General features: G+C 69.4%; 9 protein-coding genes and 1 pseudogene. 3 read left to right on the forward strand and 7 right to left on the reverse strand.

Annotation, left to right across the window (positions count from 1 at the left end):
* Nucleotides 1-72: 72 nt before the first annotated feature.
* The gene (locus SOM39_RS10550; protein WP_320458295.1) at nucleotides 73-405 is read right to left on the reverse strand and encodes an I78 family peptidase inhibitor; all 333 of its coding nucleotides are present in this window, start codon (nucleotides 403-405) and stop codon (nucleotides 73-75) included.
* Nucleotides 406-591: 186 nt separating this feature from the next.
* Here SOM39_RS10550 and SOM39_RS10555 point away from each other — a divergent pair, with 186 nt between their 5' ends.
* Nucleotides 592-966 carry a DUF6508 domain-containing protein gene (locus SOM39_RS10555; protein ID WP_320458296.1) on the forward strand — a complete coding sequence of 125 codons (375 nt, stop codon included), beginning with the start codon at nucleotides 592-594 and terminating at the stop codon, nucleotides 964-966.
* Nucleotides 963-2,141, forward strand: coding sequence for an ADP-ribosyltransferase domain-containing protein (locus tag SOM39_RS10560; RefSeq protein ID WP_320458297.1), 1,179 nt, complete (start codon nucleotides 963-965; stop codon nucleotides 2,139-2,141). Before SOM39_RS10555 ends, SOM39_RS10560 begins: the two co-directional genes overlap by 4 nt.
* An 8-nt stretch (nucleotides 2,142-2,149) precedes the next feature.
* On the opposite strand, the pseudogene SOM39_RS10565 reads toward SOM39_RS10560, so the two are convergent.
* Nucleotides 2,150-2,974 (reverse strand): annotated as a pseudogene (locus SOM39_RS10565) (ribonuclease H-like domain-containing protein); the annotation flags it as partial.
* A gap of 200 nt (nucleotides 2,975-3,174) precedes the next feature.
* Nucleotides 3,175-5,655 (reverse strand): DEAD/DEAH box helicase, encoded by a 2,481-nt coding sequence (locus tag SOM39_RS10570; protein WP_320458299.1) that lies wholly within the window; start codon nucleotides 5,653-5,655, stop codon nucleotides 3,175-3,177.
* 207 nt (nucleotides 5,656-5,862) lie between these two features.
* Between SOM39_RS10570 and SOM39_RS10575 the strand changes: the two genes are divergently transcribed.
* A complete protein-coding gene (locus SOM39_RS10575) occupies nucleotides 5,863-6,288 on the forward strand; it encodes a hypothetical protein (protein WP_320458300.1) in 426 nt (141 codons plus the stop codon).
* A gap of 15 nt (nucleotides 6,289-6,303) precedes the next feature.
* Here the strand turns inward: SOM39_RS10575 and SOM39_RS10580 are convergent, their stop codons facing one another.
* From SOM39_RS10580 to SOM39_RS10595, 4 genes are read right to left on the reverse strand one after another with little or no spacing between them, the layout of a single operon-like run.
* Nucleotides 6,304-8,133 carry a hypothetical protein gene (locus SOM39_RS10580; RefSeq protein ID WP_320458301.1) on the reverse strand — a complete coding sequence of 610 codons (1,830 nt, stop codon included), beginning with the start codon at nucleotides 8,131-8,133 and terminating at the stop codon, nucleotides 6,304-6,306.
* The gene (locus SOM39_RS10585) at nucleotides 8,130-10,286 is read right to left on the reverse strand and encodes a hypothetical protein (RefSeq protein WP_320458302.1); all 2,157 of its coding nucleotides are present in this window, start codon (nucleotides 10,284-10,286) and stop codon (nucleotides 8,130-8,132) included. The genes SOM39_RS10580 and SOM39_RS10585 overlap by 4 nt, the downstream gene beginning before the upstream one ends.
* A complete protein-coding gene (locus tag SOM39_RS10590; RefSeq protein ID WP_320458303.1) occupies nucleotides 10,283-11,404 on the reverse strand; it encodes a BatA domain-containing protein in 1,122 nt (373 codons plus the stop codon). The genes SOM39_RS10585 and SOM39_RS10590 overlap by 4 nt, the downstream gene beginning before the upstream one ends.
* On the reverse strand, nucleotides 11,401-12,291 hold the full coding sequence (locus SOM39_RS10595) for a DUF58 domain-containing protein (RefSeq protein WP_320458304.1): 891 nt from the start codon (nucleotides 12,289-12,291) through the stop codon (nucleotides 11,401-11,403). The genes SOM39_RS10590 and SOM39_RS10595 overlap by 4 nt, the downstream gene beginning before the upstream one ends.
* Nucleotides 12,292-12,298 lie beyond the last annotated feature (7 nt).

The following is a 12,298-nucleotide window of genomic DNA, read 5'->3' on the forward strand; positions in this document are numbered from 1 at the left end:
AACGTAGAGCCACCCTGGGTGGCTAGACGCGGCCCCACACCGTCCAACACACGTTGAACGGTGGAGGCGGGCTTAACTGCAGCCGATGCGCTCGATCTCGTTCTTGTCGTTGACGTTGATGGTCAACCGGTCTTCGCGGAAATCCATCGTGACCGCCATGCCCGGTTTCACCACGCGGACATGCTTGGCCCCGCTCTTGGCAACGGCCTGCTTGACCAGCGCTTCGTCAGCGCGCTTTCCATTGAACTGCGCAAGCACATCCGGATTGCATTTCACGGTGCCGCCATCCGCAACCTGCGGAACCGGATCGACCACTGCCTTGGATTCTTCAGTGCTTTTCGGCGGTGTACTGCACGCGGTGAGAGGCAGTACGCAGCCGATCAACAACAGCAGGGGCAGGCGCATGGCGGACTCCAGGAAGGCGGGTGAACGCATAGCATGCACGCGTCCGGCTGCACCGCATGTCAACGGGAAGGTGGGATGAAGGCGGCGTGAGAATGCCGTCCGGCCTACGGCGCTAGGATCGCGGCTGCGGGGGTACCACTGACATACACCACGGCGCACCGCGCCGCTGGGTTGCAGGAGTACGCCATGACATTGGAACCTCACCTCACCCGTGAGCAGTTGGACTGCTTCATCGAGTACGCGACGAGCGTGCTGCGAAGTCGTGAAGCCGGGCAGGACGTCAGCCCGGCACTTGAAGAGTTCCTTGCAGCAGTCTATGCCAAGGGGTTCGTCGTTCCCTACGACTGGATCAGCGCCTACGCGCTTCACGCGCGTGACCTGGAGGACGCCGCGTTACTGCAGTCCATGGACCTGGACGCATTCCGCCGCGCCGCGATCACGCATCTGCGGATGGATCGCTTCAGCGAAGGTCACTTGAAGCATCTGCTCCAGACCGGGTATTTCGCCGCGATGGCGGAACGCGCCCGCCAACTGCGCACCACGCTCAGGGGAACGCCATGAACTACATTGACACCCATTACGTTGACCACCCGGGTACCGATCCGCGCGTGCTGACGCTGTGCAGTGGAAGCATCGCGACCCTGCCGCAGGACCTCGACCTGCAGTTCCTTGCCATTTCAAGCGCACCGCATGACTACACACCTGCACAGAACCCGTTCATTGCCGAGCTGGAGACGCTTGGCATCTCCGTGGCCGCGCTGGAGGAGAACTACCGCCTGCGGGATTTCCGTCCGTCGTTGCCGTGCTGGGCATCCCAACGGCTTACGCAGTCCAACGCTCGCTTTGGCCACCTGCTGGTCTGGGAGCCGGACGTGGGCGATCTGGACAATACGTTGCGGGCCATCCCCGAAGCGTTCGTGGCCCTGCACCGGGTCGCCGGTCACCTGGGCGCAGGCACGGCCATGTTCCTTGCCTGGCCAGCGGACGGGAATGCAACGGCCGAAGATGTATTCCGCATGCAGTTCTTCGCGGCTGCCGCGCTGGCAGCCAGGGCCCGATGGAGCACGTTGTACCTGATGGTGCCGGACAGCCTCGCTGCCGAGGCGGCAACGTGGTTTTCATCGCTGAAGGCAGCGTACGACGATCCACCGGTACAGATTCCAGGGCATCTTTCGGCGCGCGCACGCGCCGAACTGCCGTTGCACCTGAGCGCAGTCCCGTCACGTCACCACGATGTTCCGCATGTCACCGAACGCCAAGCGGCCGCAATCCATGCGTACACGGCTGCGGCGTACATGCCCATCAACCGCGCGCTCCGGCAGAGAGATGCCCGGCATCCGGATTTCATCGTCATGCAGCCGATCATCGAAGCCATTGCCAGCGGCCTGGCGCAACTGGCGCCGCACGATTTCCATGAGCCGACAAGAAGAAAAGTCGTTCCTTTCGAAGGCATCGAAGATCTGTACGGCGATGGCATCGTCACCCGTGAGCTGGCCTTCACCAGCACCACGACGCGCAACCCGGCGTACGACGATGGGTGGATCTTTGCGATGCGCAGCATCCTTGGCCGCTACATCGCCGAGCTGTCGATCATTCCCGAGGAGGCCGAAGTCCTGTTCGACAGCGGCATGGACCAGTTGGTGACTTCCGTGGAACCGTCAGGCGACCACCTCGTCCACCTGGCCAGCCATCAGGTCATTCCGGGGGCAGCGGGGGTCGGCGAAACACATCTGTAGCGACCCGCTCAGCCCTGCAGCGCGAGCGTTTCCCGCTCTCGCTGCTCCTCGGCAACCAACCGCTGCATCAGCAGCGACAGCGTCACCACGTCCTGGTGGTTGTGCTCGGCCACCCGGCGCAGGTTCACCGCGCTGCCGCCGCGCAGGTAGTTCAGCCACGCGGCGGGGGCTTCGGATCCGGGCAGGTCGTCTTCGCGCACGATCTGCAGCAGCTGGCGCTCGATGGTGGCCAGCCGGCAGTTCTCCCAGGTGCCGCGGTAGCGGCGGCGGGTGGGGAACAGCAGGTCCACGTGGTCCAGGGGGGTTATCGGGCAGCGCTGGCGGGCCAGCCGGTAGCGGGTCTTCAGCAGCGGTGCGTCGTAGCAGCGGCCGTTGTAGCTGGAAAACACCGTGGTGGGTTGCAGCCAGCGCGCGAACTCGGCCAGCATCGCGGTCTCGGCGGCCATGGTGGTCATCAGCAGCTGGCGGATGCGCAGGCCGTCGCCGCGCGCGGCATCGCGGTGCCAGTCGGCCGCGCCGATCATGAAGGCGCGGGTGCCGGTGCCGCCGGCCAGGCCGGTGGTTTCGGTATCGAAGAACATCAGGTCCTGCGGCTGCACCTGTTCGCCGTCGCGTTTTGCGAAGGCCAACGACAGCGGCTGGGTCGGGATGGCCTGCGGCAGGAACGATTCGATCAGGAACAGGCCCGGTGCGATCTCCTCACCCGGCACATGCCGATCCTGTGCGCTCGCGCGCGGTCGTGCCGCCGCCTTACCGCGATCACGCAGCCCCAGCAGCCGGTGCAGGCCACCTACATCGGGCCTGCGCAGCGGTGGTGGTGCCGGCACGGGGGCGCTCGCACCGGTCGGCTTGTGGCGGATTTCCTGCTCCACCCAGGCGAACACCGAATCCGGCGCGGGCCGGCGCGCCTGCGCATCGTTGGCCGCCACCGGCGCTGCGGGTGCAGGCGCGGCAGCGGGCTCGGCCGCCGCCGGGCGCGGCGTGGCATCACCGGCCTGGCGCCGCAGCAGGCGCAGCTTGTCCAGGCTCAGGCTCAAAACGGCACTACCTCGGCCTCGTGCTGCGCACGTGCGCTGGCAGGTGGCAGCGCCTGTTCGTCAAACAGCGCCAGTACCTTCAACGCCAGCGCCTTGGGCGTGGTGGCATCGTCTTCCTGGCCGGCCAGCACCGGGCCCACGCAGGCCGGGCAACCGGCCTTGCAGTCGCAGCGCTGCACCAGTTCCTGCGCGCGCTGCAGCAGCTCGGCCTGGCGCAGCCACAGCGGCTCGCTCAAGCCCACGCCGCCGGGGAAGTTGTCATAGAGGTACACGGTGGGTACGAACTGCTGCTGCAGTTCGATGGCGCTGGCATCGAACTCGGCGCCACGCAGCTGGCCACGGCCGCTCTGGTCGGCCACCGCGAACCACGCGCCGTCGCCATTGCCCACCGCCTTCTGCAGGTCGCGCGCATCGGCCATCACCGCCACCGTGGCAACGATGTGCAGCGCGTAGGCCGCGCCCAGGAAGCCATCCAGTGCCTCCTGTTTCGAATCGAACGCGGTCAGCAGCAGCCCCTGCGGCAGCTGCCACCACACCGCGGTGGTGTGCAGTTCCTGGTCGGGCAGGTTGACCGGCCCATAGCCGATGTTTTCGTGGGTGTAGTAGCGGATCTTCTTGTAGCCGGCCACGCGCCGCACCACGTGCACTTCGCCGTGGTGCGAATCGCCCTGGCCGGCCATGCAGCCGTCGAAGCGGTCCAGTACCTTGAGCTTGGTGAAGTCGATGCTGTCGGTGTAGTAGTCCACGTGGGTGCGCGTGACGTAGGCCTTGCGGCCTTCCCAGTCCAGCCGCTCCACCTGGTACGGGGTGGACTGCACCATGTGGATGGCGCCTTCGTACAGGGTCAGCGCGGCGGCGGAGTAATCCACCTCGGCAATGATCTGCTGCTTGCCGTCGCTGCGGTCGACCACCACGAAGTTGCCGTCGGCCACCGAACGCAGGCTCACCGCGTTGGCCGGGTAGCTGTCGGCGATCCACTCCCAGCGGTCGCCTTCGCGGTGCACCACCTCGGTTTCGGCCAGCGCTTCGAGGAACACCAGCGGGTCGATCGGCCCGAACGGGTCGCCGGCCAGGAACGGCAGCTCGAAGGCGGCACAGCGGATGTGGTCGAACAGGATCAACGGCTGGTCCGGGGCGGTGCGCGCGTGTTCGGGCGAGGCCTCGGCGAAGAAGTCCGGGTGCCGCACCACGTACTGGTCCAGCGGCTGCGAGCTGGCCACCAGCACGCCAAGGGCGGGCTGCTGGCGTCGGCCGGCGCGGCCGAAGCGCTGCCAGGTGGCGGCCACGCTGCCGGGATAGCCGTTGAGCACCACCACGTCCAGGCTGCCGATATCCACGCCCAGTTCCAGCGCCGAGGTGCTGACGATGCCGTCGATGTTGCCGGCGCGCATGGCGCGTTCGGTCTCGCGGCGTTCGGTGGGCAGGTAGCCGCCGCGGTAGGCGCGGATGCGTGGCGGCTTGCGCGGGTCGTGGTCGAAGATGTCCTTCAGGTACTTGGTGAGCACTTCGACCATCAACCGGCTCTGCGCGAAGATCAGCGTCTTCAGCCCGGATTTGATCGCGATGCGGGCGATGCGGTTGCTCTGCGAGCGCGCCGAGGCACGCAGCCCCAGGTCGGCGTTGACCACCGGTGGGTTCCACAGCAGCACGTGCTTGGGCCCGGTCGGCGCGCCGGATTCGGTGACGGCGGTGACCGGTGCCTCGATCAGCGCTTCGGCATGCGCCTGCGGGTTGCCGATGGTGGCCGAGCACAGGATGAACTGCGGCGACACGCCGTAGAAGGCGCAGATCCGCTTGAGCCGGCGCAGCACGTTGGTGACATGGCTGCCGAACACGCCCCGGTAGGTGTGCACCTCATCGATCACCACATAGCGCAGGTTCTCGAAGAACTGCGCCCACTTGGTGTGATGCGGCAGGATGGCCTGGTGCAGCATGTCCGGATTGGAGACCACGATGTCGCCGTGCAGGCGGATGGCCTGGCGCGCGTCACCGGGGGTGTCGCCGTCGAACGTGAACGCCTTGACCCCCAGGTCGCCGGCGCGGTTGAGCTCCAGCAGTTCGGCCACCTGGTCCTGGGCCAACGCCTTGGTCGGGAACAGGTACAGCGCCTTGGCCTTGCCCTGCATGGCGGCGCTGACCACCGGCAGGGTGTAGCACAGCGACTTGCCGCTGGCGGTGGGGGTGACGATGGCCACGTGCTCGCCCCGCTGGGTAGCCTCCCATGCTTCGGCCTGGTGGCTGTACAGCTGCTCGATGCCCCGCGCCTTCAGCGCGGCGGTCAGCGCGGCGGGCACATCGGCCGGGATCGGCGCGTAGCGGCCTTCGCGGCCGGGAATCGTGAAACTGCCGGTGATGCGGTCGGCGTAGCGCTGCTGCAGCCGCGCGGTGAGCAGGGCACCGTTGCGCGAGGGCAGCCCGTCGGTGGTCGCGAGGCGGCGCTCGGCATCTTCGGTGCGCTTGGCGAGTTCGTAGGCCATGGGTACAACGGTCTGCAAAGGACGCCATGGAAGCACAATCGCGTCTCAGCGGTTGAGACATCGCCGGCCGGCCGGGTGAATGATTCAGCGCCTGCGCTGCTGTCGGGCACGGGCAACGAAATCTGAAGGCGGTCTTCGTATGCTGCGCGCTGGACGCTGCTGACAGGACGACACGTGGCATTACGCACAGGGATGGCAACAACGACGATGATCGCCGGGCTGCTGCTGGCGAACGGGGCCCAGGCCCAGCAGGATCGCGGCGAACCCGTCGACAGCGCGGACGCCCGCGTCACCACGCTGGGCGAGGTGCGCGCGCTCAAGCCCGAGGACGACGTGCAAGTGGACCTGTACCGCTTCAAATCCCCGGTGCAGCCCGAACCCAACGCGTTCAACCGCGTCTGGCACGAACCCCCCTCGCTGGAGGAGGTGGGCATGCGCGGCGGCTATTTGATGATGGGCATCAACTACGGCATCGCAAAAACCGCCCAGGGGCTGCATACCCTGACCCGCGCCCCGGACCCGATCCAGTCCGCCATCGCGCGCCCGCCGCCGGGGCTGGATGCAGCCCAGCAGCGCCGCGCGCTGCAGTTCTGTGATCCGCAGCAGGGCTGCGCGGTGCCGACGGGGGACTGAGCCGCTGCTGCGCCGCTACGCCACCGGTGGCGAAGGACGCCGACGCTCCAGCCACCACAGCAGGCCGGCAACGGCGATGAAGGCGAGGAGCCACGGCCAGCGCGGGCCGGGCACGCTGTCGGGCGTTCCGCTCGAGGCGGCATTGGATTCAGCCAGGCGATCCGCAGTAGCGGCGCGCAGCTGCTGGCGGTGCAGCGGTTGCGCGCTGGCCGGGTCGAATACATAGAACGCCTGCACGGTGTCGCCGTGCTGGAGCTGGTGCCACCCGGGCTGCTGCGGCCAGTAGCCGGCGCACTGCTGGCTGCCGCTGGCCGGATCGACCTGCAGGGCGACCGTATGGCCTTCGGCGTCGCGGACGCGGGTGCCGTTGGGTACCTCGCACAGGGTCACGCGCTCGCCCGACCAGGGCGTCGCTGTCTGCAGGCGGATGGCAGGCGCACCCGGCAGCGCGCGCGCGACCTTGGACAACACGCCCGACCACAGCTCGGCGTAACGGTCGTCGCGGCCGGACAGGACCAGCCGGTAGCTGTCGGTAACCGGGAGCAGGGCGATGCGGCCGCGACCGACGCTGCGCCAGCCGCCCACGGCGTTGCCCTTGGCGTCGAGCAGCAACGCATCCGAATCGGTCACCCCCGCGTCGAACCGCTCCAGCGCGGGCGGCGTGGCGCTATGTGATGCGGCGTCGGCTTCGTCCATCCACGCGGTGCTGTCGGTGGAGGGGCGCTGCGGGCCGCGCCGTGCCTGTAGCAGTGCGGACTCCGGATCGGCCGGCAGCTGCAGCGGTGCTGCGCGGGTGCCGGCGCTCACCGGCAGGCCCCAATTGCGCAGTGTCTGCCGGGAGGCATCGTTGAGCGGGCCGCTGCTGCGCACCACCACGCCCAGCCCATCGCGCAGTGCCTGCTGCACCAGCGTGCGTTGCGCCGCGCCGAGTGCCGCCAGGCTGCGTTCGTCGAGCACCAGCACGTCGGTGGCGGCCAGGCGTGCCGTGCTCAGGGCGACCGGCGCATCGCCGAGCATCACCCCACCACCGGCGCTGGCCTGGGCCTGCACGGCCAGGCCGGTATCGGTGGCCCAGCGGCGCAGGTACTTCAGTTCCGGGCCGGGTGCGCCGGCGAGGATCAGCACCCGCGGTGGCGGGGCGGCCACGGTCTGCAGCGGCACCGGAAGGCTGTCAACGACGTGCTGCTGCGCGTCGAGCAGGCGCAGGGTGAACTCGCTGCGCCCTGCGGCGCGTGCGCTGCCGTGCAGGCGCACGGTGCCCTGCGCGTCCAGCGGTGCGCGGTCCACCACCATGCCAGCCGGGTCGAGCAGTTCGGCGCGCGCCCCGTCGACACCGCCGGCGCGGGCGGCAACCTCGAACAGCGCGCCGGGTGCGGTGACCGACGGCGGCTGGAGATCCAGCCAACCGCGGGGCGCGGCAGGGGACTGCACGGTTACCCGCAGCGGCAACGCGGTATCGCGATCGCGCGCGCGCAGTCCATCACCGACCAGCAGCAGCGAGGTACTGCCCGGATGCTGGCGCAGCGCGGTGGCCAGGTCGGGGGCGCGTACGGCGCCTGCATTGGGCGTTGCCTCGGGGAGCGCAATCACGGTTGCACCGGCGGGCACGCCGCCTGCGGATGCGGCGTTGCCGGTCAGTACGGTCAGCTGGCCCGCTTCCACGCTGCGCTGTGGTGGTACGAGGGTGAAGTAGAGCAACAGGGCGGACAGGGCCTGCAACGCGAGCAATGCGGCGGGTCCGGGTGAAGGCAGCCACGCACGGCGTGGCCCTACGCGGAGGATGCGTACGCTGCCTGCGATGGTGATCAGGATCAGGGCGATGGCGATCCATGGGGCCATGCTCATCGCGCGCCCTCCAGGGCATCCAGGTAGCGCTGCGCCATCGGGTCCGGTGCGCTGCGGCGTTCCAACTGCGGCAATGGTCGCTGCAACGCGCGCCACAGTTGTGCGCGCAATGTGGTGCGGCAGGATGCACAGTCTGGTGCGAGGCGCAGTTCTTCGACTGCCGCCGCAAGACTGAGGGGGTCGGTCAGTCGCGATTGATGGCGGCCCAGCCACTGGCTCAGCGCGTCGAGGTCCGGTGGGCTGCGGGTGTCGGCCAACTGCTGCCAGACCGCCACGATGGCGGGATCGGGTGCGTCCACGGGGGTAATGGTGGAGGAGCGGCTGCCCAGATCCGTGCGGTCGCCAGTCATGCGGCGGCCTTCGTCGATGGGCGGCAGCTCGGGCCCGACCCGGGCCAGATAGATGCGCTCGGCCTGCTGCACCTGCTTGATGAAGGCCAGTGCCTTGTTGGCGAACGGCAGTGCGCGCTCGGGGCGGCCCTGGCGCAGTTCACCTTCCGACGACCACATCTGGTCCAGCGCGGCCTTCAGGATCGCGCGGGTCTGCGGATCGAGCAGGGTGGCTGCTTCGGCATGGTCGTGGGTGTGGCCGTACTCGGAGAGCACGTCGGTGGCGGCGCCGAAGACCGGGGCGCTGTCGGCCCTGGTTGCGCCGTGCTCGTGATCGTCGTGGCCGCCCTGTGCACTGGCGGTGTCGTGCGCGTGGTCCTCATCGTGATCAGCGGCCGGAACATCGCTGGTGGGCAGGCTGTCACTGGTCGGCGGCGGCTTGGCGCCGCCTTCGCTCTCCTCACCCAGGAACTGCCCGTAGCGCAGGCGCAGGATGCGCTGGTCCACGCCGATCGCATCGGAGCGCTTCACGAACTCCTCGGCGGGCAGCTGGCGGCGAAGTTTGATCAACGCTTCGGCGTCGATGATGATCTGGCGCTGGCTGCGGAAGTACGCCGGCAGGGTTTTCTTGACCATGCCCTCCATATCCGTGCCCAGCACCTGTTCTTCGCTGGGCAGGCGCAGGATCAGGCTGGTGCTTTGCGCGGTCTGCGCGGTGGGCGTGCGGTTGTCGCGCACCTGCAGCTGCGCGATCACATCGTTGCCCGGGCCGGCGCCGAGTGCAGCCAGGTCCAGCGTGCGCGCGAAGCGGCGCTGGGTGGCCGGGCCGGTGCCGTTCAGCGCGATGCGCTGCTCACGGAAGGTGATGTTTTCCCCGCTGCCCTGGGCCAGGGTCAGGTGCAGTTCGGCGCTGGCCGCCACGCCGAAGTCATCGCTGGCCTCGAACTGCAGGCTCCATTGGCGCTGGCCGGGCGTGGCCAGGACCAGGGTGCGATCCGGTGCGATCACGCGAACACTCGGCGGGCGGTCAGGCACCACATCCAGGCGATACAGCTTGGGTGCGGTCAGCGCCGGCTCGGTCACGATGCGGTACAGCGTGGGCCTGGCCGCCTTCCACTGCGCCACCCACGCCTCACCATCGCGGCGCAGCGCGATGCGGGTGCCATCGTGCAGCTGCAATCCGGCCTGCGTGGGCTGTGCGCTGAAACGCAGCGACCAGTCCAGTGCACTGCCCTGCACTACCTTGGCGTCCAGTGCGGTCTGGGTGCGCAGGGCTTGGCCGGTGTAGGCCGGTGCCTGGATCTGCAGCCGGGAGGACTGCAGGCTGGGCGGTTGGGCCGGGCTGGCGGGAGGCGTGGCACGGCCGGGAAGGCCCGGCACCGGTACGCCCGGTGCAGGCCAGCCTGCGGCGAGCACGGCCACCAGCATTCCGCCACACCACGACACGGCCAGCCAGCGCTTCGGCCAGGCCGCGCGCAGGTCCGGCGGCGCGGCCTGCAGCGCGGCGGTGACGCGTGCCTGCTGGCGTTGCTGCAGGGGATTGAGTGCGGCGGTATCGGTGAACAGCAGATCGGCGCTGTCCTGCGCGATGGCATGCGTGTCCAGCTGGCGCACCAGCCAGTGCTGGTCCAGCCGCCGCGCGCGCCAGGTTGCGGCACCTGCGACGACCAGCAGGGTTGCCAGCAGCATGATGGAGCCGATGTTGATGCCCGCCACGCGCGCGGCGATGGCGGTAAGGGCCAGCGCCAGTGGCACCAGCAGCAATGCGGTGATCCACCACCGCCGGCGACGCGCGCGCTGCCATGCCTGATTGACGCGGTTCATGCGCTTGCCCCGCGTCGCGGTGCGGTGGCCATCCAACGCTCCAGGGCGAACAGCAGCACGATCACCGCCAGCAGCCAGGTCGCCAGATCACGCGGCTGTGCCAGCGGCGGGCTGGCACCGGTCAGCGGCGCCTGTACGGCAGCCGGCGCCAGTTGCGGCGACGGCAGCGGCCGCACCTGCTCCAGCAGGCGGCGCGGGAACGACGGTTCGCGCAGGATCGGCAGTGCATCGGGTGACAGCGCGGCTGTAAAGCGCAGCACTTGTCCGCGACCGAGGGCATGGCGCATGACCGCCGCCTTGCCGCTGGCATCCTGCAGCACCGTCGTACCGGTACCGGTGGCCGCTTTGGTCGACACAGCCAACACGCTGCCGCCATCGTGCACCCAGGCCTGCCAAGCGGGCGGCAGTGGCGCATCGGCCAGCCACACGCCGACCTGACCTTGTTCCGGCACGGCATCGGTGGCGAGCGGCGCTGACAGCGGCTGCCCGCTCCACGCGCGCTGCAGGGCATCGAGCACAGCCCGTTCGGACGGTTCCGGGTCGTTGCCGCTGACGCGCAGCTGCGGCGCGCTGTCCTGCACCGGCGCGCCCACCGGCATCGCAACCGGCCGCCAGTTCACCGCACGCGACAACCGTGGCCGCTCGCCGTCGAGCCCGCGCATGGGATCGGGGACGTACACCGTTAGTTCCGTGCCCTCAGGCAGGGTTTGATCCAGCTCGCGCAGCAGACTTGAAAGCGGCTGCTGGCCGGCCGGCGCCGCATCCCGCAGCGGCGGGAATCCGGGCGCCAACCAGCGACCCTCGCTGCCTGCAGGCAATGTAGGAGGGCTCAGTCCCGGTGCCACCACCACCCATGCCGGCGTCTGCACCGGCGCGCCGTGCAGCAGCGGCCGGGCCAGCAGTACGGCCAGCGCGGCAAGCAGCAACAGGCGCACCAGCAGCAGCGGCCATTCGTCGAAGCGGATCCGCTGGCGCGGGCGGGCCTTCGCGCGCAGCCAGCGCAGCGCGGCGAACTCCAGCGGCGCGTAGTGGTGGCGGCGCGCCAGATGGATCAGCAACGGCACCAGCAGTGACGCCAACGCCAGCAGGCCCAGCGGGAACAGCAGCGACAGGCTCATCGCGCGCTCCCCGCCAGCAGCCGCAGCGGCGCGTCCAGCGGCTGGTCGGTATGGGTCACCACATGGGCAACGCCGCCGCGCTGCAACCGTGCCTGCAGCACGCGCTGCGCCTCGGCGAAGCGGGCCAGGTACGCGTCGCGGATCGCGCGGCCATCACCCAGCAGCTCTTCACCCGTTTCCGGATCGCGAAAGCGGTGGCCGTCCTGGAACGGGAAATCACGCTCGTCGGCGGTCAGGATCTGCAGTTGCACCACATCGCGGCGGGCGGCGGCCAACCGCTCCAGCAGCACGGTGCCGGCGTCGTCGAAGCCATCCCCCAGCGCCACCAGCATGTCGTTGGCCTGTACGCGTTCCCAGACCGGGCGCAGTGCGTCCGCAGCGGGCCATGCGCCACGCGCACGCAGGCGGTGCAGCAGCAGGTGGATGCGGTCGCGCTGGCGCGCACCACTACCGGCTGGCACCAGCTGCACGCCGTCGCCGTTGATGGCGACCAGGCCGAAGCGGTCCCCCTGCTGCAGCGCCAGTTCCACGATGCAGGCCGCGGTGGCGCAGGCATGGTCCAGCCGCGACACCGCGGGGCGTGCACGGTCGGCCTGCCCGGCCGATGCCGTGGCATCGATGAGGATCCAGATCGTGACCGGACTTTCGCGCTCGGACTCGCGCACGAAGAAGCGGTCCGAGCGGGCGTAGAGCTTCCAGTCGATCTGGCGCAGTTCGTCACCGGGCTCGTAGGCACGGTACTGCGCGAATTCCAAACCAGCGCCACGGCTGCGGCTGGCATGCTGGCCGATGCCCTGCGCGCCAATCGCACGCCGCGGCAACAGCCGCAGCGCCTTCAGGCGGCTGCGGACATCGGCGGGGATGGCGATCGGGGCGTGCGGGCTCACGGCAGGC

Source organism: Stenotrophomonas sp. CFBP8994 (assembly GCF_034044835.1).
Lineage (GTDB): Bacteria > Pseudomonadota > Gammaproteobacteria > Xanthomonadales > Xanthomonadaceae > Stenotrophomonas > Stenotrophomonas rhizophila_A.

Bases quoted from the DNA above. Each gene is read 5' to 3' on its own strand.
- SOM39_RS10575 (WP_320458300.1), top strand. From the start codon at position 5,863: ATGATCGCCGGGCTGCTGCTGGCGAACGGGGCCCAGGCCCAGCAGGAT.
- SOM39_RS10590 (WP_320458303.1), bottom strand. From the start codon at position 11,404: ATGAGCCTGTCGCTGCTGTTCCCGCTGGGCCTGCTGGCGTTGGCGTCA.
- SOM39_RS10560 (WP_320458297.1), top strand. From the start codon at position 963: ATGAACTACATTGACACCCATTACGTTGACCACCCGGGTACCGATCCG.
- SOM39_RS10585 (WP_320458302.1), bottom strand. From the start codon at position 10,286: ATGAACCGCGTCAATCAGGCATGGCAGCGCGCGCGTCGCCGGCGGTGG.
- SOM39_RS10550 (WP_320458295.1), bottom strand. From the start codon at position 405: ATGCGCCTGCCCCTGCTGTTGTTGATCGGCTGCGTACTGCCTCTCACC.
- SOM39_RS10580 (WP_320458301.1), bottom strand. From the start codon at position 8,133: ATGAGCATGGCCCCATGGATCGCCATCGCCCTGATCCTGATCACCATC.
- SOM39_RS10555 (WP_320458296.1), top strand. From the start codon at position 592: ATGACATTGGAACCTCACCTCACCCGTGAGCAGTTGGACTGCTTCATC.
- SOM39_RS10570 (WP_320458299.1), bottom strand. From the start codon at position 5,655: ATGGCCTACGAACTCGCCAAGCGCACCGAAGATGCCGAGCGCCGCCTC.